The sequence below is a fragment of the Brevibacillus sp. NRS-1366 genome (genome assembly GCF_050467985.1).
On the sequence record NZ_JBITPN010000019.1, the window covers coordinates 146,830 to 169,976 of the forward strand.

23 protein-coding genes, 1 pseudogene and 1 riboswitch are annotated in these 23,147 nt (G+C 49.1%); of the genes and pseudogenes, 6 read left to right on the forward strand and 18 right to left on the reverse strand.

What is annotated here, in order from left to right:
* Nucleotides 1-113 precede the first annotated feature (113 nt).
* A riboswitch (SAM riboswitch) is annotated at nt 114-215 on the reverse strand.
* Between the two features lie 218 nt (nt 216-433).
* The 3 genes from ACIFQN_RS13060 to argS all read left to right on the forward strand — a co-directional run bounded on the left by ACIFQN_RS13060 (nt 434) and on the right by argS (nt 3,470).
* Complete coding sequence (locus ACIFQN_RS13060) at nt 434-541, forward strand: YjcZ family sporulation protein (RefSeq protein WP_429833464.1); 108 nt, start codon at nt 434-436, stop codon at nt 539-541.
* Between the two features lie 177 nt (nt 542-718).
* On the forward strand, nt 719-1,375 hold the full coding sequence (locus tag ACIFQN_RS13065; protein WP_429833465.1) for a hypothetical protein: 657 nt from the start codon (nt 719-721) through the stop codon (nt 1,373-1,375).
* Between the two features lie 379 nt (nt 1,376-1,754).
* A complete protein-coding gene (gene argS / locus ACIFQN_RS13070; protein ID WP_429833466.1) occupies nt 1,755-3,470 on the forward strand; it encodes an arginine--tRNA ligase in 1,716 nt (571 codons plus the stop codon).
* 89 nt (nt 3,471-3,559) lie between these two features.
* On the opposite strand, the gene ACIFQN_RS13075 is transcribed toward argS, so the two are convergent.
* From ACIFQN_RS13075 to ACIFQN_RS13100, 6 genes are all read right to left on the reverse strand, one after another.
* Nucleotides 3,560-4,741 carry a thiolase family protein gene (locus ACIFQN_RS13075; protein ID WP_429833467.1) on the reverse strand — a complete coding sequence of 394 codons (1,182 nt, stop codon included), beginning with the start codon at nt 4,739-4,741 and terminating at the stop codon, nt 3,560-3,562.
* Between the two features lie 26 nt (nt 4,742-4,767).
* Nucleotides 4,768-5,508 carry an amino acid ABC transporter ATP-binding protein gene (locus ACIFQN_RS13080; protein WP_429833468.1) on the reverse strand — a complete coding sequence of 247 codons (741 nt, stop codon included), beginning with the start codon at nt 5,506-5,508 and terminating at the stop codon, nt 4,768-4,770.
* An 18-nt stretch (nt 5,509-5,526) separates the two neighbouring features.
* Nucleotides 5,527-6,192: an amino acid ABC transporter permease gene (locus ACIFQN_RS13085; protein WP_429833470.1), complete on the reverse strand. Its 666-nt coding sequence runs from the start codon at nt 6,190-6,192 to the stop codon at nt 5,527-5,529.
* An 81-nt stretch (nt 6,193-6,273) separates the two neighbouring features.
* The gene (locus ACIFQN_RS13090; protein ID WP_429833471.1) at nt 6,274-7,086 is read right to left on the reverse strand and encodes a transporter substrate-binding domain-containing protein; all 813 of its coding nucleotides are present in this window, start codon (nt 7,084-7,086) and stop codon (nt 6,274-6,276) included.
* Between the two features lie 41 nt (nt 7,087-7,127).
* Entirely contained in the window at nt 7,128-7,790 is a 663-nt protein-coding gene (locus tag ACIFQN_RS13095) for a 3-oxoacid CoA-transferase subunit B (RefSeq protein WP_429833472.1), read from the reverse strand.
* Entirely contained in the window at nt 7,790-8,455 is a 666-nt protein-coding gene (locus ACIFQN_RS13100; RefSeq protein WP_429833473.1) for a CoA transferase subunit A, read from the reverse strand. The genes ACIFQN_RS13095 and ACIFQN_RS13100 overlap by 1 nt, the downstream gene beginning before the upstream one ends.
* 281 nt (nt 8,456-8,736) lie before the next feature.
* Here ACIFQN_RS13100 and ACIFQN_RS13105 point away from each other — a divergent pair, with 281 nt between their 5' ends.
* Nucleotides 8,737-10,164 carry a sigma-54 interaction domain-containing protein gene (locus ACIFQN_RS13105; protein ID WP_429833474.1) on the forward strand — a complete coding sequence of 476 codons (1,428 nt, stop codon included), beginning with the start codon at nt 8,737-8,739 and terminating at the stop codon, nt 10,162-10,164.
* 89 nt (nt 10,165-10,253) lie between these two features.
* On the opposite strand, the gene ACIFQN_RS13110 is transcribed toward ACIFQN_RS13105, so the two are convergent.
* Both ACIFQN_RS13110 and ACIFQN_RS13115 read right to left on the reverse strand, forming a co-directional pair.
* Nucleotides 10,254-10,655, reverse strand: coding sequence for a hypothetical protein (locus ACIFQN_RS13110; protein WP_429833475.1), 402 nt, complete (start codon nt 10,653-10,655; stop codon nt 10,254-10,256).
* 51 nt (nt 10,656-10,706) lie between these two features.
* Nucleotides 10,707-11,549 (reverse strand): deoxyribonuclease IV, encoded by an 843-nt coding sequence (locus tag ACIFQN_RS13115; protein WP_429833476.1) that lies wholly within the window; start codon nt 11,547-11,549, stop codon nt 10,707-10,709.
* 75 nt (nt 11,550-11,624) lie between these two features.
* On the opposite strand from ACIFQN_RS13115, the gene ACIFQN_RS13120 reads away from it, so the two are divergent.
* Nucleotides 11,625-11,819, forward strand: a complete 195-nt coding sequence (locus ACIFQN_RS13120; protein WP_429833477.1) for a hypothetical protein — start codon at nt 11,625-11,627, stop codon at nt 11,817-11,819.
* 2 nt (nt 11,820-11,821) lie between these two features.
* On the opposite strand, the pseudogene ACIFQN_RS13125 reads toward ACIFQN_RS13120, so the two are convergent.
* The 9 genes and pseudogenes from ACIFQN_RS13125 to ACIFQN_RS13165 all read right to left on the reverse strand — a co-directional run.
* A pseudogene (locus tag ACIFQN_RS13125) lies at nt 11,822-11,917 on the reverse strand (universal stress protein); the annotation flags it as partial.
* A gap of 145 nt (nt 11,918-12,062) precedes the next feature.
* A complete protein-coding gene (locus ACIFQN_RS13130; RefSeq protein ID WP_429833478.1) occupies nt 12,063-13,124 on the reverse strand; it encodes an HD-GYP domain-containing protein in 1,062 nt (353 codons plus the stop codon).
* A 203-nt stretch (nt 13,125-13,327) separates the two neighbouring features.
* Nucleotides 13,328-14,125: a patatin-like phospholipase family protein gene (locus tag ACIFQN_RS13135; protein WP_429833479.1), complete on the reverse strand. Its 798-nt coding sequence runs from the start codon at nt 14,123-14,125 to the stop codon at nt 13,328-13,330.
* Between the two features lie 93 nt (nt 14,126-14,218).
* Nucleotides 14,219-14,419: a hypothetical protein gene (locus tag ACIFQN_RS13140; RefSeq protein ID WP_429833480.1), complete on the reverse strand. Its 201-nt coding sequence runs from the start codon at nt 14,417-14,419 to the stop codon at nt 14,219-14,221.
* On the reverse strand, nt 14,416-15,978 hold the full coding sequence (locus ACIFQN_RS13145; protein ID WP_429833575.1) for a solute symporter family protein: 1,563 nt from the start codon (nt 15,976-15,978) through the stop codon (nt 14,416-14,418). Before ACIFQN_RS13145 ends, ACIFQN_RS13140 begins: the two co-directional genes overlap by 4 nt.
* 83 nt (nt 15,979-16,061) lie before the next feature.
* Nucleotides 16,062-17,588: a solute symporter family protein gene (locus ACIFQN_RS13150; protein ID WP_429833481.1), complete on the reverse strand. Its 1,527-nt coding sequence runs from the start codon at nt 17,586-17,588 to the stop codon at nt 16,062-16,064.
* On the reverse strand, nt 17,588-17,935 hold the full coding sequence (locus ACIFQN_RS13155) for a DUF485 domain-containing protein (protein ID WP_429833482.1): 348 nt from the start codon (nt 17,933-17,935) through the stop codon (nt 17,588-17,590). The genes ACIFQN_RS13150 and ACIFQN_RS13155 overlap by 1 nt, the downstream gene beginning before the upstream one ends.
* A gap of 154 nt (nt 17,936-18,089) precedes the next feature.
* Nucleotides 18,090-18,818 carry a LytR/AlgR family response regulator transcription factor gene (locus ACIFQN_RS13160; RefSeq protein ID WP_429833483.1) on the reverse strand — a complete coding sequence of 243 codons (729 nt, stop codon included), beginning with the start codon at nt 18,816-18,818 and terminating at the stop codon, nt 18,090-18,092.
* The gene (locus ACIFQN_RS13165) at nt 18,818-20,569 is read right to left on the reverse strand and encodes a LytS/YhcK type 5TM receptor domain-containing protein (RefSeq protein WP_429833484.1); all 1,752 of its coding nucleotides are present in this window, start codon (nt 20,567-20,569) and stop codon (nt 18,818-18,820) included. Before ACIFQN_RS13165 ends, ACIFQN_RS13160 begins: the two co-directional genes overlap by 1 nt.
* Before the next feature lie 132 nt (nt 20,570-20,701).
* On the opposite strand from ACIFQN_RS13165, the gene asnB reads away from it, so the two are divergent.
* The gene (gene asnB, locus ACIFQN_RS13170; RefSeq protein ID WP_429833576.1) at nt 20,702-22,549 is read left to right on the forward strand and encodes an asparagine synthase (glutamine-hydrolyzing); all 1,848 of its coding nucleotides are present in this window, start codon (nt 20,702-20,704) and stop codon (nt 22,547-22,549) included.
* Between the two features lie 34 nt (nt 22,550-22,583).
* Here asnB and ACIFQN_RS13175 read toward each other — a convergent pair whose 3' ends face one another.
* Nucleotides 22,584-23,135, reverse strand: a complete 552-nt coding sequence (locus ACIFQN_RS13175) for a DL-endopeptidase inhibitor IseA family protein (protein WP_429833486.1) — start codon at nt 23,133-23,135, stop codon at nt 22,584-22,586.
* Nucleotides 23,136-23,147 lie beyond the last annotated feature (12 nt).

Genomic DNA, 23,147 nt, shown 5'->3' on the forward strand with positions numbered 1-23,147 from the left:
CACTTGCTCCTTCTCCACTGCTTTGGCTTATTTATTTAATCGGGGACGAAAAAAATCCCCTTCTTTTAGAAAGAAGAGGATTTGTCCGCGGATACAGCAACGCCTGAACCATCCTCTTATCTTTCAAAGCACGTAGCTTTGCTGGAATTGGCACCGGATTTTTACCGGTTGCCGAGGCTTCATCAGGCCAGTCCCTCTGCCTCTCTGGATAAGAGTCGTACAATGTTATTAAGTTATTCGATCTTTGTCAATTGTTTTTAAGGTTTGACAGTATCTTAACACCCCCCTGTCTCTTCGTCAATTGAGAATTTGTCTATTATTTACTGCGATTTGCTCGACCTGCGCCCATTTTTTTGGGCACTAGTCATTCGCCCACGCCAATCTGTGCATTCGTGTATAGACTAGAGCATAACGGAAAGGAGGGGAAACAAACATGAGTACTTCCTACTGCGGAAATGGCTTTTTCGGCGAAAGCTTCGCATTGGTGCTCGTACTGTTTATCCTGCTGGTCATTGTTGGGTGTTCGTGTGACGAGTGTTAGTTAATGAGTAGAGAAAGGGCTATCCCGAAAGCCATCTGAGTGGCGGCGGGATAGCCCTTTTTTGTTTGTTACGGCTCCTTCACGATTTCACCTGAAAGTTATATTTGGCGAGCATTTCTAATGCCGCTTGTTCTGCCTCTTCGCGCTTAATCGTAACTAGGGTGTCTTTTTCGAGGTATGCCAAGTCCTTTGAACAACGACATTCATTTGAACCAGCTAACGCCTTTTTGTGACAGGTTTCATTTATTTTTTATTTCGACTACCCCGCATTCATTGTCAGAGCGAGTGGCTTTTGCTATCATGGGGCTTACCCAGCAAAACGAAAGGAACGATACGATTATGGACTCATTACTCCCTCGTGAAAAGGACGAATTTTTGTCCTGTCTGGAGACGATCAAAGAGTTGGAGAAAACCGAGTTTGAAACGTATTCCATCGTCAAAAATGCCGAGACCGGTGAGCATTTCCTCCGCTATTTCCTGTCCCACATCAATTTATCCGAGGGCGGACGTAGAGACGATTACGATCATTTATTGCCGATTGATTCCGATGATGTCCTCGCCCTTATGTTTGGTGAGCAGCCATACTGTTTTCCTGATCATTGGCGCTCCGCTTATTTGCGCAGCGGCAACGACAATCGCCTGATTCCCTTTGACCCTTCCGAAAATTATGATCTCGAGGAAGATGCGGCAGCAGAGCTCGCTATGCTGGAACAACTGGAAAAGTTCAAGCAGCAATGGACAGCTTCCGAGGGCATGAGTGCTGAGGAAAAAGAAAAGCTGACAAAGGAATACTTCGCTTCCCTGGACGAGATCCTGAAAAAATCGGAGGAGTGAGTTGCGTAATAGGGTGCTCACCAGCTATAATGCTATAGACAATACGAATCGTGGATGAGGATAGTACTCCATATGTGCAGCCTAAGCGAGTTGGGGATGGTGTGAGCCCGATGCCAGTACAATGTGAGGAAGCGCCCCTCGGAGATGCGTCCTGAACATCTTAGTTGTGAACGTGATACAACGGATTGTGTAGGGTTTTGCCGGGACTGCCCGTTATCGCAGATTAAGCGGTTTTTGTTCCTTTTTTAATAAGGAGACAAAAACAACAAGAGTGGCACCGCGGGAGTACAACCTCTCGTCTCTTTTTGAAGGAGACGCAGGGGTTTTTTCTATTTTCTCGGCATTTACCCTTTTTTTCAGATCAGAAAGGAGAATCATAATGAGTTACAAACACCAAGTAGCAGAAAAGATCGCCTCCGCTCTCAAACAGCTAGGCGTGGACACATTTACAACAGAAAACGTATACGCCATGCTGGAGACACCGCCAAACCCATCCATGGGAGATATCGCGTTCCCTTGCTTCCAGTTGGCAAAAGCACTCCGGAAGGCACCACCGATGATCGCCACTGAGCTGGCTGGACAATTCTCTGGCGCTCCCTTGCAAGAAGCAAAAGCAGTAGGACCATATGTAAACTTCTTCCTGGATCAAGAAAATGTAGCTGCACAAGTAATCGGAACGATTATTACCGAAGGCAGCAAATACGGCGACAGCAACCTCGGACAAGGTCGCAAGGTGCCCATTGACCTCTCCTCTCCAAACATCGCCAAGCCTTTTTCAATGGGCCACCTGCGTTCTACTGTTATCGGAAATGCTATCGCCAACATCATGGAAAAACAAGGCTACGAGCCTGTTCGCATCAACCACCTGGGTGACTGGGGTACACAATTCGGCAAGCTGATTGTGGCCTATCGCCTGTGGGGAGACGAAGAAAAGGTAAAAGCCGAGCCCATTAAAGAACTGCTGAGCCTGTACGTTCGCTTTCACGAGGAAGCAGAACATGACTCCTCTCTCGAAGACCAAGGTCGCGAATGGTTCAAGAAGCTGGAAGACGGCGACGCAGAAGCAGAACATCTGTGGAATTGGTTCCGTGATGAATCGTTAAAAGAGTTCATGAAAATTTACGATCTGATGAACGTGTCGTTTGACTCCACAAACGGGGAAGCCTTCTACAACGACAAAATGGATCGCATCGTTACCCTTTTGGAGCAAAAAGGTCTCCTGACCGAATCAGACGGAGCGTTGGTCGTCAATCTCGACGAGTACAACATGCCGCCTTGCCTGATCAAAAAATCGGATGGCGCGACCTTGTATGCAACCCGCGATCTGGCCGCTGCCTTGTATCGTCACGAAACGTATGATTTCGCCAAAGCGCTCTACGTCGTTGGGAATGAACAGCGTCTGCACTTCCAGCAGCTCTATAAAGTACTGGAGAAAATGGGCTATTCCTGGTCGGCAGATATGCACCACATCCCATTCGGCATGATGCTGAAGGACGGCAAGAAAATGTCTACCCGCAAAGGGAAGGTCGTTCTGCTGGAAGAAGTATTGGCACAAGCCATTTCGGATGTACAGAAAGTAATCGAGGAGAAAAATCCTTCCTTGGCTAACAAAGAAGAGATCTCCCGTCAGGTTGGGGTAGGCGCTGTCATTTTCCACGACCTGAAAAACTACCGCTTGAACGACATCAATTTCTCTTGGGAAGAAATGCTCACCTTTGAAGGCGAAACAGGACCGTACGTACAATACACACACGCTCGTGCATGCTCGCTTCTGCGCAAAGGAAACTACCAGCACACCTCCACTGTCAACCTTGCCGCAGGCTCACTCCACAGCAAGGAAGCATGGGCAGTCATTACTTTGTTGAACGGCTTCCCAGAAGTCATCGAACGGGCAGCAGACCATTTCGATCCGTCTCAAATTGGTAAATACGTGATTGATCTGGCTCAGTCTTTCAATAAGTTTTATGCCAATGTCCGCATTCTCGCGGAGGAAGAAGATGTGAAAGCTTCCCGTCTCCAGCTCGTAGCGGCAGTAGTTGCGGTCCTCAAGGAAGGTCTGCGTCTGCTCGGTCTGGCAGCCCCTGAAGAAATGTAGATCGCATCCATTTGCTTACCAATACCAAAAGCCGGCTGCATTCCTCTCCATAGGAAGCGCCGGCTTTTGGTATGTCGTCCTCTTGCGTTTTAGAGTGTCAAGTTTTCATAAATCACCGACATGCCCATCCCGCCTGCCATGCAAAGCGTCACCATGCCATACTTTACTCGGCTGCGAATCATTTCGTTCATCAGGGTCACAGTCAGTTTTGCGCCAGTCGCTCCTACCGGATGGCCCAGGGCGATCGCCCCTCCATTGACGTTCACCTTGCCCAGGTCCAGTTCCAGGCTTTTGATCACAGCCAAAGCTTGTGCGGCAAAAGCTTCGTTCAGTTCAATAAGTCCGATCTCATCGAGTGTCAAGCCCGCTTTTTCCAGCGCTTTTTTTGTCGCTGGCACTGGCCCGATCCCCATTACGCCAGGTTCAACTCCAGCACTGGCAAACGCCTTTATTTTCACCAGTGGCATCAACCCGGCTTCAACAGCCTTTTCGCGAGACATCATCAATACGGCTGCTGCTCCATCATTCATCGGACAAGCATTTCCCGCGGTGATCGTCCCCTCTTTTTGGAACACGCTGCGCAGCTTTGCGAGCTCCTCCAGCTTGATATCTTGCCGCACAGATTCATCCTGCTCAAAAATCCGAATCCCTTTGCGCTCCTTGATCTCAATCGGCACGATCTCACCCGAGAACTTGCCCGATTCGATGGCTGCCGCTGCCTTCCTGTGGCTCTCAAAGGCAAATTGGTCCTGCTCCTCACGCGAGATCCCGTACTCCGCGGCTAGTCTTTCTGCAGTCATGCCCATGTGCTCACCCTCAAGCGAGCAGATCAAGCCATCGGACAAAAGTGCATCCTCCATGGTCAAGTTACCGAATTTGCTCCCCCATCTGTTCTTTACCAAATAGGGAACGTTACTCATACTCTCCACACCGCCTGCTACCACAACATCTTCCTGTCCCGCAGTAATGGCCAAAGCAGCGCTGCTAATGGCTTTCAAACCCGAACCGCACGCTTTGATGACGATGTGCCCGTACACGTCACGGGGAAATCCGGCCAGCTGTGAGCTGATGCGGGCAGCATTAAGCCCTCCTCCATGTACGTAACCATTTCCAAAAATGACTTCATTGACTTTCTGCTTCGGAAAAGCTGCCTGCTTCATCAAGCCTTCCAAAACCTGACGTCCCAGTTCTGTGGCTGCAGTGTCCCGCAGACTTTTACCGAATGCGCCAACTGCACTGCGCACCCCCGATACGATTACAACTTCTCTCATGCCAATGCTCCCTTCATTTTGTCTCTCTACAATACCCGGTTCAAAAATTCTCTCGTACGTTCTTCCTTCGGATTGTTAAAAATCTCCTCAGGCCGTGCCATCTCGACAATCCTGCCTTGATTCATGAAAGCAACCCAATCAGCCACTTCCTTGGCAAACCCCATCTCATGCGTCACGATGATCATCGTCATCCCCTCTTGGGCCAGCTGCTTCATCGTCTCCAGGACTTCTCCGACCAGCTCGGGATCAAGGGCTGATGTAGGCTCGTCGAACAGCATGATCTCTGGCTTCATCGCTAGCGAACGTGCGATAGCCACACGCTGCTTCTGTCCACCGGAGAGGCTTGATGGATAGACGTCAGCCTTTTCAGACAGACCTACCTTCTGCAACAGCCGGAGCGCTTCCTGCTTAGTTTTTTCCTTGTCCGCCTTCTTTGCGATCAAAGGGGCCTCCATGATGTTTTCCAAAACCGTTTTGTGCGGAAACAGATTGAAGTGCTGGAACACCATCCCAACTTTTTGACGGACCTTCGTCAAATCGTCCTTTTTCGCATCCACGCTTTTCCCTTCAATGAAGATTTCTCCGCCGTCTTTGATTTCCAGAAAATTGATGCATCTGATCAAGGTACTCTTTCCAGATCCACTCGCACCAATTAAAACCACGACCTCACCCTTGCCTACTTGCAAGGTAACATCTTTGAGAACTTCTACCTGACCAAAGCTTTTCTTCAGATTTTGCACACGTATCATTTCTTGTTTGTTATCCATCGTTTTCCCCCCAGCGCTTTACGCGTCTCCTTTGGCCAAACGCTTTTCCATCAGGTGGACAATATACGTAAATATCATGACAACCACCAGGTAGTAAAAGGCCACGATCAAAAAATACGTCATTTCATCGAAGGTTTCCGCAGACAAGCGGCGTGCCAGAGAGAACAATTCGTCCATCGCAATGAACGCTGCCAGAGACGACTCCTTTAGCGACAAGATAAACTGGTTGCCGAGTGGCGGAATGGACCTTTTCAAGGCTTGCGGCAAAATGATACGGCGCATGGTTTGGCGAGCGGACATACCCAAAGACAATCCCGCCTCCATCTGTCCTTTATCGATCGACTGGATAGACCCCCGGAAAATTTCCGCGATGTAAGCTCCGCTATGGATCGCCAGAGCGAGGGCGGCCGACCAAAATTGACCGAGATCGATGACTTTATAAAAACCGAAATAGAGAACAAAAATCTGAACGATCAGCGGAGTGCCGCGGATGACCATGATGTAAACATTGGCGATAAACGCCGCCACAGGGATCTTGGATACCTTTAAAAGCGCGACAAACAACCCAATAAGAGAACCTACAATGACGGAAGCGATCGTCAATTCGAACGTCAGTAGCAATGGCTTCCAAAAAAACGGCAATGTGCGGAAAAATTCTTCTGTCAGATGTGCAAAACTGGGCACTCGATGCCACCCCTCGCTTGTAATGGAATGTACCTGCCATGCCTTTGTGTCCAAGGGTACGGCAGGCGGTATGAGAAATGCCTATTCGTTTTTGCTGATATCACGATTGAAATACTTTTCACTCAATTTGACGTAGGTACCGTCTTCATGTATTTGCTTCAAAGCTTCGTTAATCTTGTTCAGCAATTCTGTGTTTCCTTTTCGTACAGCGATTCCATGCTGAACTTCTGATAGGGCTGCTCCGCTTTTCTTGATTTTCAAACCTTGTTGGATGGCAATCTCTCCTACGACGCTATCGGTAATCACCACATCATGTTTTCCTTGCTCCATGGCACGCAGGGCAGTTACATCACTGTCATAAGTCTTGATGTTATCCGTATACTCACGCGCCATTTTTTCATGTGTGGTGCCCAGAGCAACCGCCACTTCCTTGCCTTTCAATTCTTCGAGTGTGCTGATCGTGCCGTCTGGGCGTGTAAACAGCTGCCCGCCGGACAAGTAGTACGGCTCAGCGAAATCAATCTGCTGCTTCCGCTCTTCCGTAATCGCATGGCTGGCAATTGCCGCATCGTAGCGCCCTTCTTTTACGCCAGCAATAATCCCCGAAAATGGCGAGGTCACTGCCTTTGGCTCAAGACCCAGGCGCTTGGCGATCTCATTACCGATTTCGACATCAAATCCGGTCAATTGAGCGTCTTTGAAATAACTGAATGGCTGGTATTCACCTGATGCGGCGTAAATGAATACTCCCGCCTCTTTTGTCATAGAAGATGCATTGCCAGCTGGTGCAGCCGCTTGTCCCCCATTGCTGCTAGGAGAAGCGCCTTGGCTACATCCCACGAGAAGTGACATGGAGAATAATACGCATGCGATAGTCTTGATTGTTTTTTTCATTTGGTAAGCCCCCTCATTTTTGATAGCGTTTTCTTGTTTCGCTACTCTACCAGTTGTAAATTTTCTGAAATATTTAAAGTCGCCCCGGTATGCAAAATGACATTTTCCAAAGAGTACGGGTACATGACCTCTGTCAGCAGCAATCCATTCTGTGTCACTTCAATAACTGCCCTCTCTGTGATAATCAAATCGACACAACGCTTTGCTGTAAGCGGCAATGTGCATTCCCTCAGAATTTTCGGCTCTCCTTTGGGATCAACATGACTCATCAGTACAATCACTTTTTTTGCGTAGAACGCCAGCTCTGCTCCGCCACCGAGACCATGAACACGTGATCCAGGAACGATCCAGTTTGCCAAGTCGCCTTTGCGGTTCACCTGCAGAGCCCCAATAAAAGCTACATCGAGCTTCCTTCTGCGGATCATGCCATAAGCAATGGTGCTGTCGAAATACGATGCCCCTGGCACAACGGTTACAGGCGCTCCACCCGCATTGGAAATATGCTGATCTTCTTCACCCTTTAAAGGCGTAGGTCCGAGCCCGAGGATTCCATTTACCGAGTGAAACATCACTTGCCATTCATTCGGGATAAAATCTGCAACCAGCTCGGGAATCCCGATCCCTAGATTAACAGCCATCCCGGGGTCTATCTCTTTGGCTGCACGTCTCGCGATCATATTTCGCTGATCCATTTCCAGACCCATTAGTAACTCCCTCCGCCGCGCGTCACAATCCAATCCACAAAGATACCAGGCGTCACGATTTTCTCCGGGTCCAATTCTCCTACAGGAACAATGTCTTCCACCTCAGCGATGGTGATATCTGAAGCCATCGCTACCAAAGGATTCAGATTTCTCGCCGCCTTGTCATAAATGAGATTTCCGTACGTGTCCGCTTGTTTCGCATAGACGATCCCTACTTCAGCCGTAATCGCCGGTTCAATCCGACAGGGCCTTCCGGCAAAGATGACTGGCTCTCCTCCTTCCGTCGCCTCTCCTCCCATATTTGCATCCACAACGATTCCGGGGATGCCAACACCTCCCGCACGAATCTTTTCTGCGAAAATCCCTTGTGGACAAAATGTCACTTCGAGTTTCCCGTCCATCATTTGCTGACCGGCTTCGGGATTGGAGCCAATATGCGTAGTGATCAGACGTCTCACCCGACCATGAGTGATCAATTTGCCTATTCCTACACCCGGATACCCGGCATCAATCCCGATGAGCGTCAAACTGTGCACGCCCTTCTGCAAGATCGTATCAATCAATAATGCGGGTGAACCAATCGTACCGAAGCCGCCATGCATCAGTCGGATACCATCCTGTACCTGTTCTACAGCCTGTTCGCGAGTCACCAATTTCGATAACATAGCATGCATTTCCTTATCTCTCTTATTCTTGTAAGTCGCTTACGTCTCTCTTACATTAGCAAATCCTGTGCCAACACCAAAAAAGCTGAATAATGGCGAATTATGCTGAAACCGTGTCTTTTTTGACGAATCGAAGTAGATTCACTTTCGAATCGAAAATAGGAAAAAGGCAATATTTTCGCACGAATCTATTTCGACTCATTTATTTCAAAACCGATTCACTATACAATAAGCAGTATGATCCTGTACAATCAGTTGAAAAATGGGGGGAGCTTATCCATATGGAGAAAGATGCGGAGATACTAGCTTTGTCCTCAGTCGACCGTTTCATTGATATTCTGAACGCGCTGGCAGACGGTATTTTCATTTCTGATGCGCAGGGAACCACACTATGGCTCAACAATGCGAGTGAAAACCTGTGTGGCGTACCAAAATCCGAGCTCATTGGGAAAAACGTGTCGGAATTAGAAGAAATAGGAATTTTCAATCCCTCTGTCACGCGCTTGGTGCTGGAAACAGGGAAACCCACCACTACCATTCAAATGGTCAATAGCAAAGGAAAGTTCCTGGTGACCGGGCATATCATCCCTGATGAGAATGGAAAGCCTGAGCTGATCGTCGCCCATTCCCGGGACATCACGGAGGCAGCCCGAGCCAGTTCGCAGTTGGAAGAAACGGTCTCACTCTTAAAGCGCTACAGCGAAGAGATCCAGCTGATGAAGTGGGAAGCGAGCCAGAGCTCTGCCCAAACCTTGATCGGCAACAGCCGGTCCTATCTCGCCCTTTTGGACCTGATGAAAAAAGCCGCGCCCATCGACACTACTGTGTTCATTACAGGTGAAACAGGTGTGGGAAAAAGTTATCTGGCAGAACAAATACACCAGTTGAGCGAGCGTAGCGACGGACCTTTCATCCATGTCAACTGCAGCGCCATTCCGGAAACCTTGATCGAGTCTGAGCTGTTTGGCTATCACAAAGGGGCGTTTACCGGAGCGAGTCATTCGGGGAAAATCGGCTTGGTTAAAATGGCGGATAAAGGAACGCTGTTCTTGGACGAAATTAGCGAGCTCCCTTACCACCTGCAGTCTAAATTACTCTTGCTCCTGCAAAACAAAACGTTTATGCCCATCGGCGGCACCAAAACCTATACGGCTGACATCCGGATTATTACAGCCACCAATGCCAATCTCCAGGAACTGGTGCGGATGGGCAAATTCAGACACGACCTGTACTATCGCCTCAATATTTTGCCGATCAATGTGCCGCCATTGCGCGAGCGAAAAGATGATGTATTCCCTCTGCTGCACCATAATCTGCAGAAATTCAACCGCAAGCATAACCAGAAAAGGCGGTTCACCTCAGAAGTGCTGGATGTTTTGCACCAATACGAGTGGCCCGGAAATGTACGGGAGCTGGAAAATTTGGTTGAGCGGATCGTCATCACGTCCAAGCTCGATGAGATTCACGTCACCGATCTGCCAGAAGAGCTGCGCAGCATTCGCGAGCTCGAGGAAGGCATCCTCACACTAGGCTCTCTCTCCCTGACGGAGCGGATGGAAAAAATCGAGGTGGAATTTATCATGCAAGCCCTGCGCATCCACAAAACCACCCGAAAAACGGCTTCTGCCCTCGGCATCACCCAGTCTCTCTTGATGCGCCGGATCAAAAAGTATGAGATCCAGCTGGATTCCGAGGACGAAACAACCTAACAAAGAGCAGTCGGTTTTTCACCAAAAGGATCAACAAAAAAGGAGCGCTATCGTACAGCGCTCCTTCGTACTATTCTTCTTTGTTCACTTTATTCCTCAATCTTTTTTGCCTTTTTCCCAAACCAGGTATTGGCAATCAGTTCCACTACGTGTTTTGGCAAGGATTGCGGCGCTTGAACCTCGTTACCGTCAGCATCTACACTACGGTACAAAAGAGCTTTGTCGTCTGCAGGATCTGATTTGGTTTGCAGTGTCCACTCCCCAATATGTCCCGCGATCGTCCAATCCTCAATCATGAGCTGGTACTCGCTTGGTGCAAGCTCGATATAATCTTCCTCAGTGACGTCGATAATCGCATAGCCGTCATGCTCGATTTCAGCATCGTATGTATTCCCGTTGGCAGCTTCGTACAGAGCCAATTCCTCCGGGTTGTTTAAATTCTCTTTAAGCGGAGCAAAATCCGCGATCGTAACCTTAATTCGCTTTATCATAGGTACCCCTCCCTTGTTGACCACTTCATCTCACACTGTACCACAAGTAGGTCAAAGCTGCCAATTGTCTGCCAAGTGGCGAACATGCTTGATCTCTTCAGCGTGGCTGTCCTCCCCTTCTTTTGGAGTCTCCAGAACAAGCGGCAGTCCCTGCAATTCGGACGTACGCAGAAATGAGGCAAATGCGTCGTCGCCGATCAATCCCTTGCCTATCCTAGCGTGGCGGTCGCGAAAGGAGCCGCTCGGATAGATGGAGTCATTTAGATGGACGGCACACAAATGAGCGAAGTAACCGAGCTCGCGCATCTTATCCGCAACCTGTTCCCAATCATGCCCGTGCCATAGACCACTGCCGAATGCGTGGCACGTATCAAAGCAAAAGCCGACTTTTTGCGGCTCAGCGAGGAGGTCCCTCACTTGCGTCAATTCCTCCAGTGTCGTGCCCATCCGACTACCCTGCCCTGCATTGTTTTCGACGAGTATTTTTGCTTTGCCGCTCCAGCTGTCCAGAATTTCATTGAGCATCTGGATCATCAGCTTGTAGCCTTCCAGCAAATCCGGTCCCTTGTGATGACCAAAATGGACGACAACGCCGATTGCCCCGCAAGCTTCAGCAATGTCGAGATCATTTCGCACAGATTGCACAGTGACTTTATACAGCTCACTGTCAACCGTACAAAGGTTAACCGGATAGGCAGTATGAGCGATCGAGAGCATGTTCTGTTCCTCGCAATACTTGCGGCAGGCTCTAGCATCACGAGCATCATAGGCTTTTACCCCTAAACTTCGCGGGTTTTTCGGAAAAAACTGAAAGGCGCTTGCTCCCAGCCTGCTCGCTGTTCGTGCCGCTTCCTCATAGCCATAGCGTATACTGACATGACATCCAATCTGCAAAGAACTCCCCCCTCCCTTCTTCACTTCCCATTTTCCCCAGAGGCATGCTTTCTCAACCGAATGGGGCTTCGCATCATGCCTCTCTTGGTCGGACTCATGATGACAGGCTCATTGCTGGCAGGTCCGCTCATGCAGCTTACTTCGCTGATCAGCGTATTCGTCATCGTCCTGTTCGCCGCTTGGAGAAGCTCCCGGATTGTCTGGGACGCTCCTTTTGACAACCAAAAAACAACTGCCCGCGAAACGGACAGTTGCTCCTACCTGGCGTAAATCTATGTTTTGACAATCAATAGCGGGGTTTTGGTGCGATGAATGGTCTTGAACGTAACACTTCCCAGCAGAGTTCCGGCTATACCACCCAAGCCATGGTGACCGAGAACATCTCATCATGGCAAAGGATATCGTTTATCGTTCAATCTTTTGCCTGCCTCCATTGTAGCCCTGGCCCATTTTTTTGTATGTAGGGAATATCCCTGATCTTGGAAGAGAAAAACCCTGATGAATCCTTTTGCTCTATTCCATCACACCTGTAATGAAAATCGTCGTCTCCTCACTCAGATCAATATCATTGATTTCATGATCCTCTGTCATTCGTTTATTGGCTGCTTTCTCTCTCTTGATGATGCGAACCACCGGCCGGGAAGGCAAGCCACGGTTCTGATCAATCACAACCCCGATTTCGCCCGTACTTAGCTTGAGAGACGTACCAGTCGGGTATAGCGCAATGGAACGCAGGAAATGAACCACCATTTTATGATCAAAGCGTTTTTCAGCCAGCCCCATGACTCTTTCGCATGCCTCATAGGCCGGCAGGGTCTCCTTTTCCTCTGAAAAAGGCGAGATGAGATTGTCGTAGTAATTACAGATCGCAACGATCTTCGCGAATTCATGTATTTCCTCGCCAGTGAGACCACGGGGCATCCCGGTTCCATCCACCCATTCATGATGCTGCAAAGGGACGTGAGCTGAGACGATACTCATCTCATGCTTTTTCCGAAGAATATGAAACCCAAGCCAAGTATGGTGGTTCTCCATGCTGTTCTTCTTGTAGGCCGGGGCGTCCTTGTCCACTGACAGCTTGCCAATGTCATGCAACAGCGATCCAATCGCGAGCTCTTTTAATTGACTCGTGTTATAGCCTAAACCAACACCCATCACCGTCGCCATCATACACACGTTCAGGGAATGAATATACAAGGCATTGTCAGATGTTCGGATTTCGCCTAAATTGAGCAATACGCGCCGATTGCGCAACGTTTCCTCTACGATATTGCCAACGGACTTTTGAACCCCTCGCACATCGAGGTGCTTACCTGACTGGACGCACGAGATCGCAGCGGACAAATTACGGATGGCATCTTTGCGGGTCGTTTCTGTCACAACCTCTTCCTCTTTTACTTCGTCCAACAAGGGGTCCTTGATACTGAGCATAGTCACGCCAAAACGACGCAATTTATTAATCATTCCGACAGTCAACTGGACGCCGGTCTGCAGCAGCGTCAAGCCTTCACTCGTATAAATGCTGCGAGCCAAAACATCTCCCGGCTCTACTTGTTCTAAGCTCAAATATTTCATGGGGTCTTCCTCCTGAATACATCCTCCCCTGTTGCTATTTCCCTATCTTAGCGTTTGAAAAACCTCTTTCGTAGTCTTTTTCAACAAAAAGCACCCATGTCCGGGCGCTTTTTGTTTGGTCCCCTCTATTTTCATTGTGATCTCACCCTTCTCCCCTCTGATCCAACCACGCTTTGAGATTCGAGAAATGGGATCGGGCGTCCTCATAGCCTTTGATTGTAATAACGAAGTAGCTTTTCTTGGCGTCTTTCAAAACCACGGATAAACGCTCCAGCTGGCGTAGCGATAACAAATGCTTTTCCTTCTCGCTGTAATTGCCAAACTTGTTCCACGTTTTCAATAAATACGCGAAAATGACGAACCAACGCCTGATGAAGCTGGTTGCAGCGTACAAAAAGCCGTTCGGCACGCCAAAAATTTCGCATCATCCAACCCGGTGTACCCGACGAGGTCAAGATAATGATATGCCGCTGATTTCCATCCATCATCGACTTTTGCAAAGGAACCGGATGAGTAATACCTCCGTCCAAGAGCTCACGACCATGAATCCTGACTTTCGACGAGACAAACGGGAGGCTGCATGAAGCACGGATGACATGAAAAATATTGTCGCAATCCTCTTTTCCGAAATAGACCGCTTCCCCTGTCACACAATCAGTTGTAACCACCACAAACTGTTCCCTGGCCTCACGAAATCGTTCAAAAGCAAAAGGCTCCAGCTTGCGAAGGATCTCATCAAAAATGAAATCCATACCGAACAATGGCTTCTTGGTCAAAAGATTACCGAGACGAAAATACCTCGGATCATGAATGTACTTTGTATGCATGATCTTGCCCAATCCACGTTGTCTCGCCAAATAGGCTGCGCCATTGTATGCTCCTGCTGACACGGCTATGACGTACGGGATGTAGAGATCCTGCTCCATGAAATAATCCAGGACACCAGCGGTATAAATCCCTCTCATGCCGCCACCTTGCAGGACGAGACCGACTTTTTCCATACCATCACCCGATTAGTAGTGGTTTATGGCTAGTATGAGTGGAACAGAGACGGTTCATGCGCAAAAAAAAGACCCTGCGAATTGGGCAGGAATTTACTCATCCTTTTTCATCACACTGTATTGATCACGTACCATCGAAACATTATCCCTTTGTTGGGTCAGCTCCAAATCACCTGTATTGACCGGCGTTCGAAAATATTGACCGACCATCTCGTAACCTTTTCGCGTATAGGACTCGGTGTCTTCCTCGTCCAGCGCCTCACACAGCTCTGCAATCAAGTCATTGAGCGTCATGCGTGCTCGCTCTCTGCTTTTTGATTATGAGAAACGCGAACCCCGGTCAATGCCTGGAATAGCACACGCTCATAGTGGGCTTCTGCTCCCGGAAGTGGACGATCGAGAAGCGTCCCTATCACCGCTCCCAAAAACCCTAATGGAATCGAAACGAGACCTGGATTCGTCAATGGAAAAATCGGTTCTCTGTGAATCAGCCCATTTTGTGGATCCATGACAGTCGGCCCCAAAATAACAAATACCACAGAAGCAATCAGACCTGTCAATACCCCACTAATCGCTCCTCGCACCGTAAAGCGCCGCCAATATAACGTGAAGAGCACCAGTGGCAAATTAGCAGAAGCTGCGACTGCAAAGGTAAGCCCGACGAGGCTGGCCACATTCATTTTTTGGGCACTGATTGCCAGCCAAATCGAGATTAATCCTACCGCTACCGATGAAAACTTGGCAATCGTGACCTGTTCTTTTTCCGAAGCCATCCCCTTGCGAATCAAATGGCTGTACACATCATGCGCGAAGGCGGAAGACGCAGAGAGCACCAAGCCGGTCACGACAGCGAGGATTGTGGCAAAAGCGACAGCCGCAATATACGCCATCAAAAACTCTCCGCCAAGCGCATCTGCAAGCAGCGTTACGGTCAAATTTCCGCCGAAGCCGACATTTTTTAATGCCTCGTACCCGACAAAAGCGCTGGCTCCAAAACCCAAAAATATCGTCATCAAATAAAAGGCACCAATCACCCACGTGGCTGTGTAGATGGAGTAGCGGGTCGTGATGGCATCCTTTACCGTAAACAGACGGGAAATAATATGCGGCAGTCCTGCCGTACCCAGGATTAAGGCTAAATGGAGCGAGAGCGTTTCCAGCGGATGGTTGAGCTGATTGCCAGGCTGTAAAAACTGTTCCTTCAGCGGTGTAATCGTGCTGACATGTAAAAACATTTCTGACAGATTCCAATGAAAACGGGAAAAGACGATCAGACTGAGTACCAATGTTCCTGTCAGCAGCAGGATTGCTTTGATGATCTGCACCCAGGATGTCGCGACCATGCCTCCAAAAACGACATAAAACGTCATCAGGCTGCCGACAAGCAAAACGGCTGTATCGTATTCGATCCCGAGCAAGTAATAAATCAATGCTCCGGCACCGACCAACTGAGCCAGCATGTAAAAAATCGTAATCAGCAGTGTCGTGCAAGCAACTACCCCGCGTAACCACAGGCTGTCAAACCGGACCGCTATCGCATCTGCTAACGTGTATCGCCCCAAATTATGTAGCGGCTCGGCAACGAGAAACAATATGATCAGATAGGAGACAAAAAAACCGATTGCGTAGACGAAACCATCAAATCCGTACATGGCAATCGTCCCGGCAATTCCTAAAAACGAGGCGGCGCTCATGTAATCGCCTGCGATCGCTATGCCGTTTTGCAGTCCGGTCAAGCGATTGCCCGCGGCATAAAAATCTTTGGTAGTACCGGTCTGTTTGGCAGCAGAATAAGTAATGGCCATCGTTCCGATAATGACTGCAAGGAAAAAGATAATGGTCGTCACGGACAGTACTTCCTCCTCACGAAAAAAAGAAGCTGAGGGTTCGCCCCAGCCTTGCTCATTTGGCATGCGTTTCCTTGCATTACATTTTTCTACGCAGATTCTTTCATTCCTGTATTCGCTTTCACCAAAATTTCGTCGTACTTGGCATCGTTGCGTGAGCTTGATAAAAGCGTGCCGATCCATGCAGCCAAAAATCCGAGAGGGATGGAGACTATTCCTGGATTAGGCAATGGGAAAAGGGCTTCTCCTACCAAAATCGCTTTGCCTGCAACCGGATTCCATACGTTCGGGCTTAAAGCAACCAAAATCAATGCGCTGAAGAGTCCGACGAGCATACCGCAAACGGCTCCAGTCGTATTAAACCTTCTCCAGAAAATCGTGAACAAAATGACAGGGAGGTTGGCACTCGCGGCTACTGCAAATGCAAGAGCAACGAGGAAGGCTACATTCAGGCTTTGGGCAAACAGCGCGAGCAAAATCGAGACAATCGATACGCCGACAGATGCCCATTTTGCCATTTTCATCTGTTCCTTCTCTGTCGCCTTTCCGTGACGGATCACGTGTCCATAAAAATCATGAGCAAACGCAGACGCTGCGGTCAGCACCAATCCTGCAACCACAGCCAGAATCGTTGCAAAAGCAACCGCGGATACGAAAGCGAACAAGAAGTTGCCACCAAGTACTTGCGCTAAAAGCGGTGCACCCAAATTTCCCGCCGCATCCATATTCCCTGCTCCGACAAATGCGGCTGCGCCAAACCCCAGAAAGACCGTCATGACATAAAATACGCCGATAATCCAGGTGGCATAGACAACCGATTTGCGTGCAGTCGTAGCATCCTTGACCGTAAAGAAGCGAATCAGGATGTGCGGCAGTCCCGCCGTCCCGAGCACCAGAGCAAGATTGAGCGAAATCGTGTCCAGCCCCACCTTGAACTTATTGCCTGGGTTCAAGAATTGATCCCCTAACGGTGTGGCTGTTCGCATTTGTTCAAACATATTTGTAATGCTGTAATCAAATTTCGCAAACACCATCAAAGAGATGACGAACGTACCGACCATGAGCAAGACCGCTTTGACAATTTGCACCCACGAGGTTGCCGTCATGCCCCCAAACACGACGTATACAGTCATCAATGCACCCACTATCAGTACAGAAGTCGTGTAATCGATCCCCAAGAGAAGCTTGATTAATGCTCCCGCCCCCACCAACTGCGCTATCATGTAAAAAATCGATATAGAGATAGAATTAAGTGCCGCTACACCACGGATTTGCTTATTGTCAAAACGCGCTGCGATCATATCTGCCATTGTGTATTTTCCGAGGTTGCGCAGCGGTTCCGCAACCAGATAAAGAACGACGAGATAAGCGACTAGAAAACCGATGCTGTAGAAAAAACCGTCGAAGCCGCTGAGTGCAATCATTCCTGCGATCCCCAGGAATGAGGCAGCCGACATGTAGTCCCCTGCAATGGCCAACCCGTTTTGCCAACCAGTCAGTCCGCCACCGGCTGTATAAAATTCACTCGTCGTGTTTGTCCGCTTGGATGCATAATACGTGATAACCAGTGTCAACAGTACGATCCCCAAGAAGAGTAAAAATGCGGTTACATTCATCAGCCTCTGCCTCCTGTCTCCTGCTTGATCTTGTCAACCAGCTTATCAAACTGCTCCGCACGCTTGGTGTAGAGGATACAGAGGCCCCAGGTCATGATGAATTGGGCAAAGGCAAAAACCCACGCCCACGAAATCGCTCCAAAGGCTGGCTGATTTAATACCGTGAAGTAGGAGGTCAAGATTGGAAGGGTAAAGTAAAACACGAAGAAAAAGATGGATGAAGGCAGAATGAAGGCTCTTTTCTTCCTCAAAAGCTCCTTAAACGTTTCCGACTGGATCACCTGTGCGTAGTGGCTATTTTCCTGCGTTTGCTCATCGCCATTTTGCGCTGAAGCCCACTTGCCCATTGGATTCTCCCCCTCTTCAAACATAGATTGTAAGCGCTTCCTCCATTGTAGAGAATGCGATGGCTAAGTGGAGATTTTTACGCGCAAGATGTAGGGAAGCGTGCGTCAAAGGCAGATAATTCATCACGAAATGCAGGCGGTCCCGGATGCCTCTCTATTCTTCCAGTCGCTTCAATAAATCTTTGACACTCGTCCGTGATACAGGGACTCTCAGCCGCTGCTCCCCTTTGAGAATCAGGTTGTACGCTCCATTAAACCACGGCTCCAGCTCCTTCACGTATTGGAGATTGACCAAGTAACTCTTGTGGGTTCGGAAAAAATCGTAGCCATGCAGCTTTTGGGCTAACTGCGTAAGTGTCATTCGCGTGGTGTACGTATCCGTCTGGGTATGGATCTGGACAAACCTCTCTTCACGAACGGCATAAACAATAGTGGCCGGATCAATGACGACCAGTCTGTTATTTTCCTCCACCAGAAGCTTTGAACGCTTCGTATGGGTAGGCTCTGCTTTGGGTTTGGACAATCGCTCACGGATGCGCTGCAACGTTTCCTCCAGACGCTTAGGCTCTGTCGGCTTCAATAAATAATCAACGGCATGCAATTTAAAAGCATTGACTGCAAACTCCTCGTATGCCGTGCAGAATACAATCAACGGCTGTTGTTTGCGTGCAGCCAGCATCCTCGCTGCCTGATCCCCCTCCAGCTCCGGCATTTTCATATCGAGGAACACCACATCCGGCTGGTGTTCGTCCACCATGTCTAAAAGCTCCCGTCCGTTCGTCGCATAGGGGAGCAGCTCTACGTCAGCTTCTTGTTGGAGCAGGTAAATCAGTTCTTCACGCGCTAGTCGTTCGTCTTCGGCAATCATGATACGAATCGGCATCAGGCACTCTCCTCTTTTTGAATCGGTATCGTAAACGTAATGTAGCAGCCACCATCAGGTTTATTTGTAAAGAGAAGCTTGGCGCCCGGTCCTCTCAGACTGACTAAACGAGAATTTACATTATGTACGCCAATGCCATTGCCTTCCCCACCCTCCATCGGGACACTCCCGAGTATTGCAAGCAGCTCTGCAGGAATTCCTCGTCCGTTGTCTTCCAAATGAAATACTACCTGTGTTTCTTCTTTCTTAACTGTCAGAATAATTTTTCCCCCACTAGGCATATTGCGCAGGCCATGATTAATACTATTTTCGATTAAGGGCTGCAGAGTTCCAGGCGGGATTAGCGCTTCCTCCACTCCTTCATCAACATGGCATGTGATGACAAACTGCTCGGAAAAACGAATCCGGACGATTTCCAGATACGCATATAGATGATCCAGTTCTTGCCCGACAGAGATGAGCGGACTTGAAGTCAGTTTTAGATTGAGACGCATGAAGGTCCCAAGCTGAATGGTCATATGGCGAGCGAGCTGTGGATCAATGCGAATCAGGGTGACAATCGAGTTCAGCGTATTGAACAAGAAGTGCGGATGAATTTGGGCTTGAAGCATCCGCAGCTCTGCATCCTTCATCAGACCCTTCATTTTTTCCGTCAGGGCAAAAGTAAGCTGGTTGGCGATCAGATTGCTCAATCCTTTTGCTAATGCCTCCTCTACCTTCCCAATCTGTTGGGGTCGCCGAAAGTAAAGCTTGATCAAGCCAATGACACTGCCACCTTCTCGAATCGGCAGCAAAATCGCAGCTTGCAATGCACAGCTTTTGTGCGAACAGCCGAGAGCTTCTCTGCCAAACCCCTTTTCAATCCCCCCGCTAAAAATGGCGCGTCTCTCCAAATCAGAGTGGATCGCTTCTCCAGGTAAATGATGATCTGCTCCTTGTCCTACGTGGGCGAGTAATTGTTCTCGATCCGTTACCGCTACGGCTGCTGCTTTTACCTCGCGCTGTAGGAGCAATGCTGCCGCTTGAGCTGTTTGCGGGGTGAGCCCTATTTTTAAATGAGGTTGAATTCTTTCCGCTATCTTAAATGCACGCTCCGCCTCCAATGCTGCCGAACGCTCCTCCTCCTGTAAGGCAACACGAATCATCGTCGTAAAAATGGCGATAGAAATACTGTTGGTCAACACCATTGGAACTCCAATTACATTCACCATCGTCCGTACCAAATCAGGAGGACCTGCCATGATTAACAAGAGAGACATTTGAATAACTGGTGCGAACATCCCGATAAAAAGTGCCTTGGATGGGGAAATCACACGCTCTTGAGAAAAAAACCGGGCTACATATCCAGCCAATAAACCCGTAATAGGAATAGAGAGTCCAATCGGCAGCCCTCCGAAGCCCCCCATCTGAAAGACATGAAAGCCCGCGATTATACCCGCTCCCAAACCAACTAACGGTCCGCCCAGCAGGCCCCCAATTACGACACCAACCAGCGTGGAGTTGGCTATAATTTCCTTTTCCGATAACGTAAAAATCCAGAAGGTCGGCAAATACCCTTCTTCTCCGACCACGACACCCGCATAAGTCCCTGCCATCCCGAACAAGCCAAACATCAGAGAAAAAGCAATGGATGTCCCCATGTGCAATTCCCGATCCAATAGCTGACGGAAGAGGGGGATCCGCGTCAGAATAAAAGCCAATGTCAGCAGTATACCCATCCTCTCGATGAGCAAAAGTGTGAGATTGTCCACCGCAGCCTCCATGTGTGTGTAAATCTTTTATAAAATTCCGCCTTTTCTTGTCATTTCCCTGCTGGACAGACAATTCACCTAGGCTATTCGCATACGCTGAGTGTGCAAAAGCTTCAGGGAAGGGTGATCATGATGTGCGGAATCGTCGGTTGGATTGATTGGGAAAAGGACCTTTCCCAGGAGCTTCCGGTAACAAAAGCAATGACGCGGTGCCTGGCTAATCGCGGTCCAGACGCCGAAGGCTATTGGCTGAGTTCGCGTGTAGCTTTCGGCCATCGCCGCCTCGTAGTAGTCGATCCTGCTGGTGGACAACAGCCCATGGCTGCATGCAAAAGCGAGCATGCTTGCACCATGATTTACAATGGTGAATTGTACAATACAGAGGATTTGCGGCAGGAGCTGCTCGCAGCAGGCCATACGTTTCATTCTCACTCCGATACAGAAGTATTGCTGCATACTTATTTGGAATGGGGTCCGGAATGCCTGGGCAAGCTGAACGGTATTTTTGCTTTCGCTATTTGGGATGAGCGGGCTGAGCAGCTATTTATTGGTCGCGATCGCATGGGAGTAAAGCCACTCTTTTATGCGCAGCGAGGCAGTTCATTCCTATTTGCCTCCGAGTTGAAATCACTGCTCGTCCACCCCGACATCAAGCCCGTCCTCTCACGTGAGGGGCTGGCAGAGGTGTTTGGCATTAGTCCAGCACGGACACCTGGACACGGTGTGTTTCACAATGTGCATGAGGTTCGCCCTGGATACTCGCTCACAGTGACACGTGATGGGGTCCGTCAAAAGCGTTATTGGCAGCTGGAAAGTCGTCCTCATCTCGATAACGCAGAGGAAACTGCGAGAAGGGTCAAGGAATTGGTAACGGATGCTATTAGGCGGCAGTTGGTAGCGGATGTTCCTGTCTCTACCCTGTTATCCGGCGGACTGGATTCGAGCATCATCACCGCCGTTGCAGCCGATTATTTCAAGCGAGAAGGACGCAAAGACTTGCATAGTTATTCGATTGATTACGTTGATAATGCACGCCATTTTAAAGCAAGCGCGTTTCAACCAAATGAAGATGCTCCCTACGTACAGCTCGTCACTTCGTATCTTGGAACAAACCACCATACGATCGAATTCGATACAGATGAGCTGATTGAAGCGCTGAAAATAGCCACGCTGGCCCGCGATCTGCCGGGAATGGCTGATGTAGATGCCTCTCTCTATTTATTCTGTCGGGAAATCAAAAAGGAGACGACTGTTGTCCTCTCAGGTGAATGTGCAGATGAAGTGTTTGGCGGCTACCCGTGGTTTCACCGCGAGGAACTCCTTCAAGCAGGTACTTTCCCGTGGTCCAGGGCTACCAAAGAACGGGCTTCCTGGCTCTCACCGGAGCTGCGCGACTGGGTCAAACCTGAGGAATATGTAGCGATGCGCTACGAAGAAGCCTTAAATGAAGTCCCGCAGCTTCCGGGCGAAGATCCACTGGAGGCTCGTCGGCGAGAGATGTTTTATCTCAATATCACGTGGTTCATGAATACGTTACTGGACCGCAAAGACAGGATGAGCATGGCAGCCAGCCTGGAGGCACGTGTCCCCTTTTGCGATCATCGGATCGTAGAATACGTCTGGAATATTCCTTGGGAGATGAAAACGTATGGCAATCGTGAAAAAGGGATCTTGCGAAAAGCAATGGAAGGTCTACTACCAGACGAGGTTCTCTATCGCAAAAAGAGTCCGTATCCAAAGACACATAATCCAACCTACACGAAAGCTGTTCGCTCTTGGCTGTTGGACATTTTGAATGACCAGGCATCGCCGCTCGTGCAGCTCATTGATAAGCAAGCGATCCGAAAAATTGCCGAATCCGATGCAGAGGCGTCGAGCATCCCTTTTTTCGGTCAGTTGATGAGCACCCCCCAATTGTTTGCCTATCTCGGGCAACTGGATTACTGGCTCCGCGAATACCGCGTTACGATAAAGGCGTAAGCCATAAAACAAGCGAAGCTCCTCGCCCCCATAATTATGGGGTTCTGAGGAGCTTGTTCTTTCCTTTACGCTTAGCATTAGGCTTTGCCTTTGCCTTTGGATGCATCAATGGCTCCGGTTTAGCTGCTGCAGGAGGACGGTATCTAGGGTCAAACTGTCTTCCGGACCGTTTCATAATCGTAAAAGACGAGGCGTTTCCAGTTTTGATTAACCGGTAATCAACCCTGACTTTCTTTTCTTTTCCGACCAGAATCGCTGAGACCACGCGCTGATTTGGACGGCTCGCCTTCACTTGCACCGACTGAACAGTGGTCGGAAAAGGCGGGATGACCCCATAGGGCACACAAAGCTTTCCCTTCAATTGGCGGAGATTGAGATTTCTGATCATCGCTTCGGTCAGTTGCTTTCCCCAATATCGCCGAAAGATCCGGGAAATCTTGCGCTTTGTATTATACTTTTCCGGTAAAGGCGTATAATCGACTCCATTTACCGTATATACGGACTTTCCTCTCGGCGAAGCTGCAATCTGCGTCCAGACATGCTCTGCCGCGCTGAGAAACTGCTTGAACATCCGTAACTCATCCACTCATTTCACCCC

Excerpts from the sequence above, each read along its gene's own strand:
- ACIFQN_RS13075 (WP_429833467.1), bottom strand. The coding sequence starts at position 4,741 with ATGAGAGAAGTTGTAATCGTATCGGGGGTGCGCAGTGCAGTTGGCGCA.
- ACIFQN_RS13095 (WP_429833472.1), bottom strand. The coding sequence starts at position 7,790 with ATGGGTCTGGAAATGGATCAGCGAAATATGATCGCGAGACGTGCAGCC.
- ACIFQN_RS13135 (WP_429833479.1), bottom strand. The coding sequence starts at position 14,125 with ATGGAAAAAGTCGGTCTCGTCCTGCAAGGTGGCGGCATGAGAGGGATT.
- ACIFQN_RS13080 (WP_429833468.1), bottom strand. The coding sequence starts at position 5,508 with ATGGATAACAAACAAGAAATGATACGTGTGCAAAATCTGAAGAAAAGC.
- asnB (WP_429833576.1), top strand. The coding sequence starts at position 20,702 with ATGTGCGGAATCGTCGGTTGGATTGATTGGGAAAAGGACCTTTCCCAG.
- ACIFQN_RS13150 (WP_429833481.1), bottom strand. The coding sequence starts at position 17,588 with ATGAATGTAACCGCATTTTTACTCTTCTTGGGGATCGTACTGTTGACA.
- ACIFQN_RS13105 (WP_429833474.1), top strand. The coding sequence starts at position 8,737 with ATGGAGAAAGATGCGGAGATACTAGCTTTGTCCTCAGTCGACCGTTTC.
- argS (WP_429833466.1), top strand. The coding sequence starts at position 1,755 with ATGAGTTACAAACACCAAGTAGCAGAAAAGATCGCCTCCGCTCTCAAA.
- ACIFQN_RS13110 (WP_429833475.1), bottom strand. The coding sequence starts at position 10,655 with ATGATAAAGCGAATTAAGGTTACGATCGCGGATTTTGCTCCGCTTAAA.
- ACIFQN_RS13130 (WP_429833478.1), bottom strand. The coding sequence starts at position 13,124 with ATGAAATATTTGAGCTTAGAACAAGTAGAGCCGGGAGATGTTTTGGCT.
- ACIFQN_RS13065 (WP_429833465.1), top strand. The coding sequence starts at position 719 with ATGCCAAGTCCTTTGAACAACGACATTCATTTGAACCAGCTAACGCCT.
- ACIFQN_RS13120 (WP_429833477.1), top strand. The coding sequence starts at position 11,625 with ATGCCTCTCTTGGTCGGACTCATGATGACAGGCTCATTGCTGGCAGGT.
- ACIFQN_RS13100 (WP_429833473.1), bottom strand. The coding sequence starts at position 8,455 with ATGTTATCGAAATTGGTGACTCGCGAACAGGCTGTAGAACAGGTACAG.
- ACIFQN_RS13140 (WP_429833480.1), bottom strand. The coding sequence starts at position 14,419 with ATGACGCTCAATGACTTGATTGCAGAGCTGTGTGAGGCGCTGGACGAG.
- ACIFQN_RS13155 (WP_429833482.1), bottom strand. The coding sequence starts at position 17,935 with ATGGGCAAGTGGGCTTCAGCGCAAAATGGCGATGAGCAAACGCAGGAA.
- ACIFQN_RS13090 (WP_429833471.1), bottom strand. The coding sequence starts at position 7,086 with ATGAAAAAAACAATCAAGACTATCGCATGCGTATTATTCTCCATGTCA.
- ACIFQN_RS13160 (WP_429833483.1), bottom strand. The coding sequence starts at position 18,818 with ATGCCGATTCGTATCATGATTGCCGAAGACGAACGACTAGCGCGTGAA.
- ACIFQN_RS13060 (WP_429833464.1), top strand. The coding sequence starts at position 434 with ATGAGTACTTCCTACTGCGGAAATGGCTTTTTCGGCGAAAGCTTCGCA.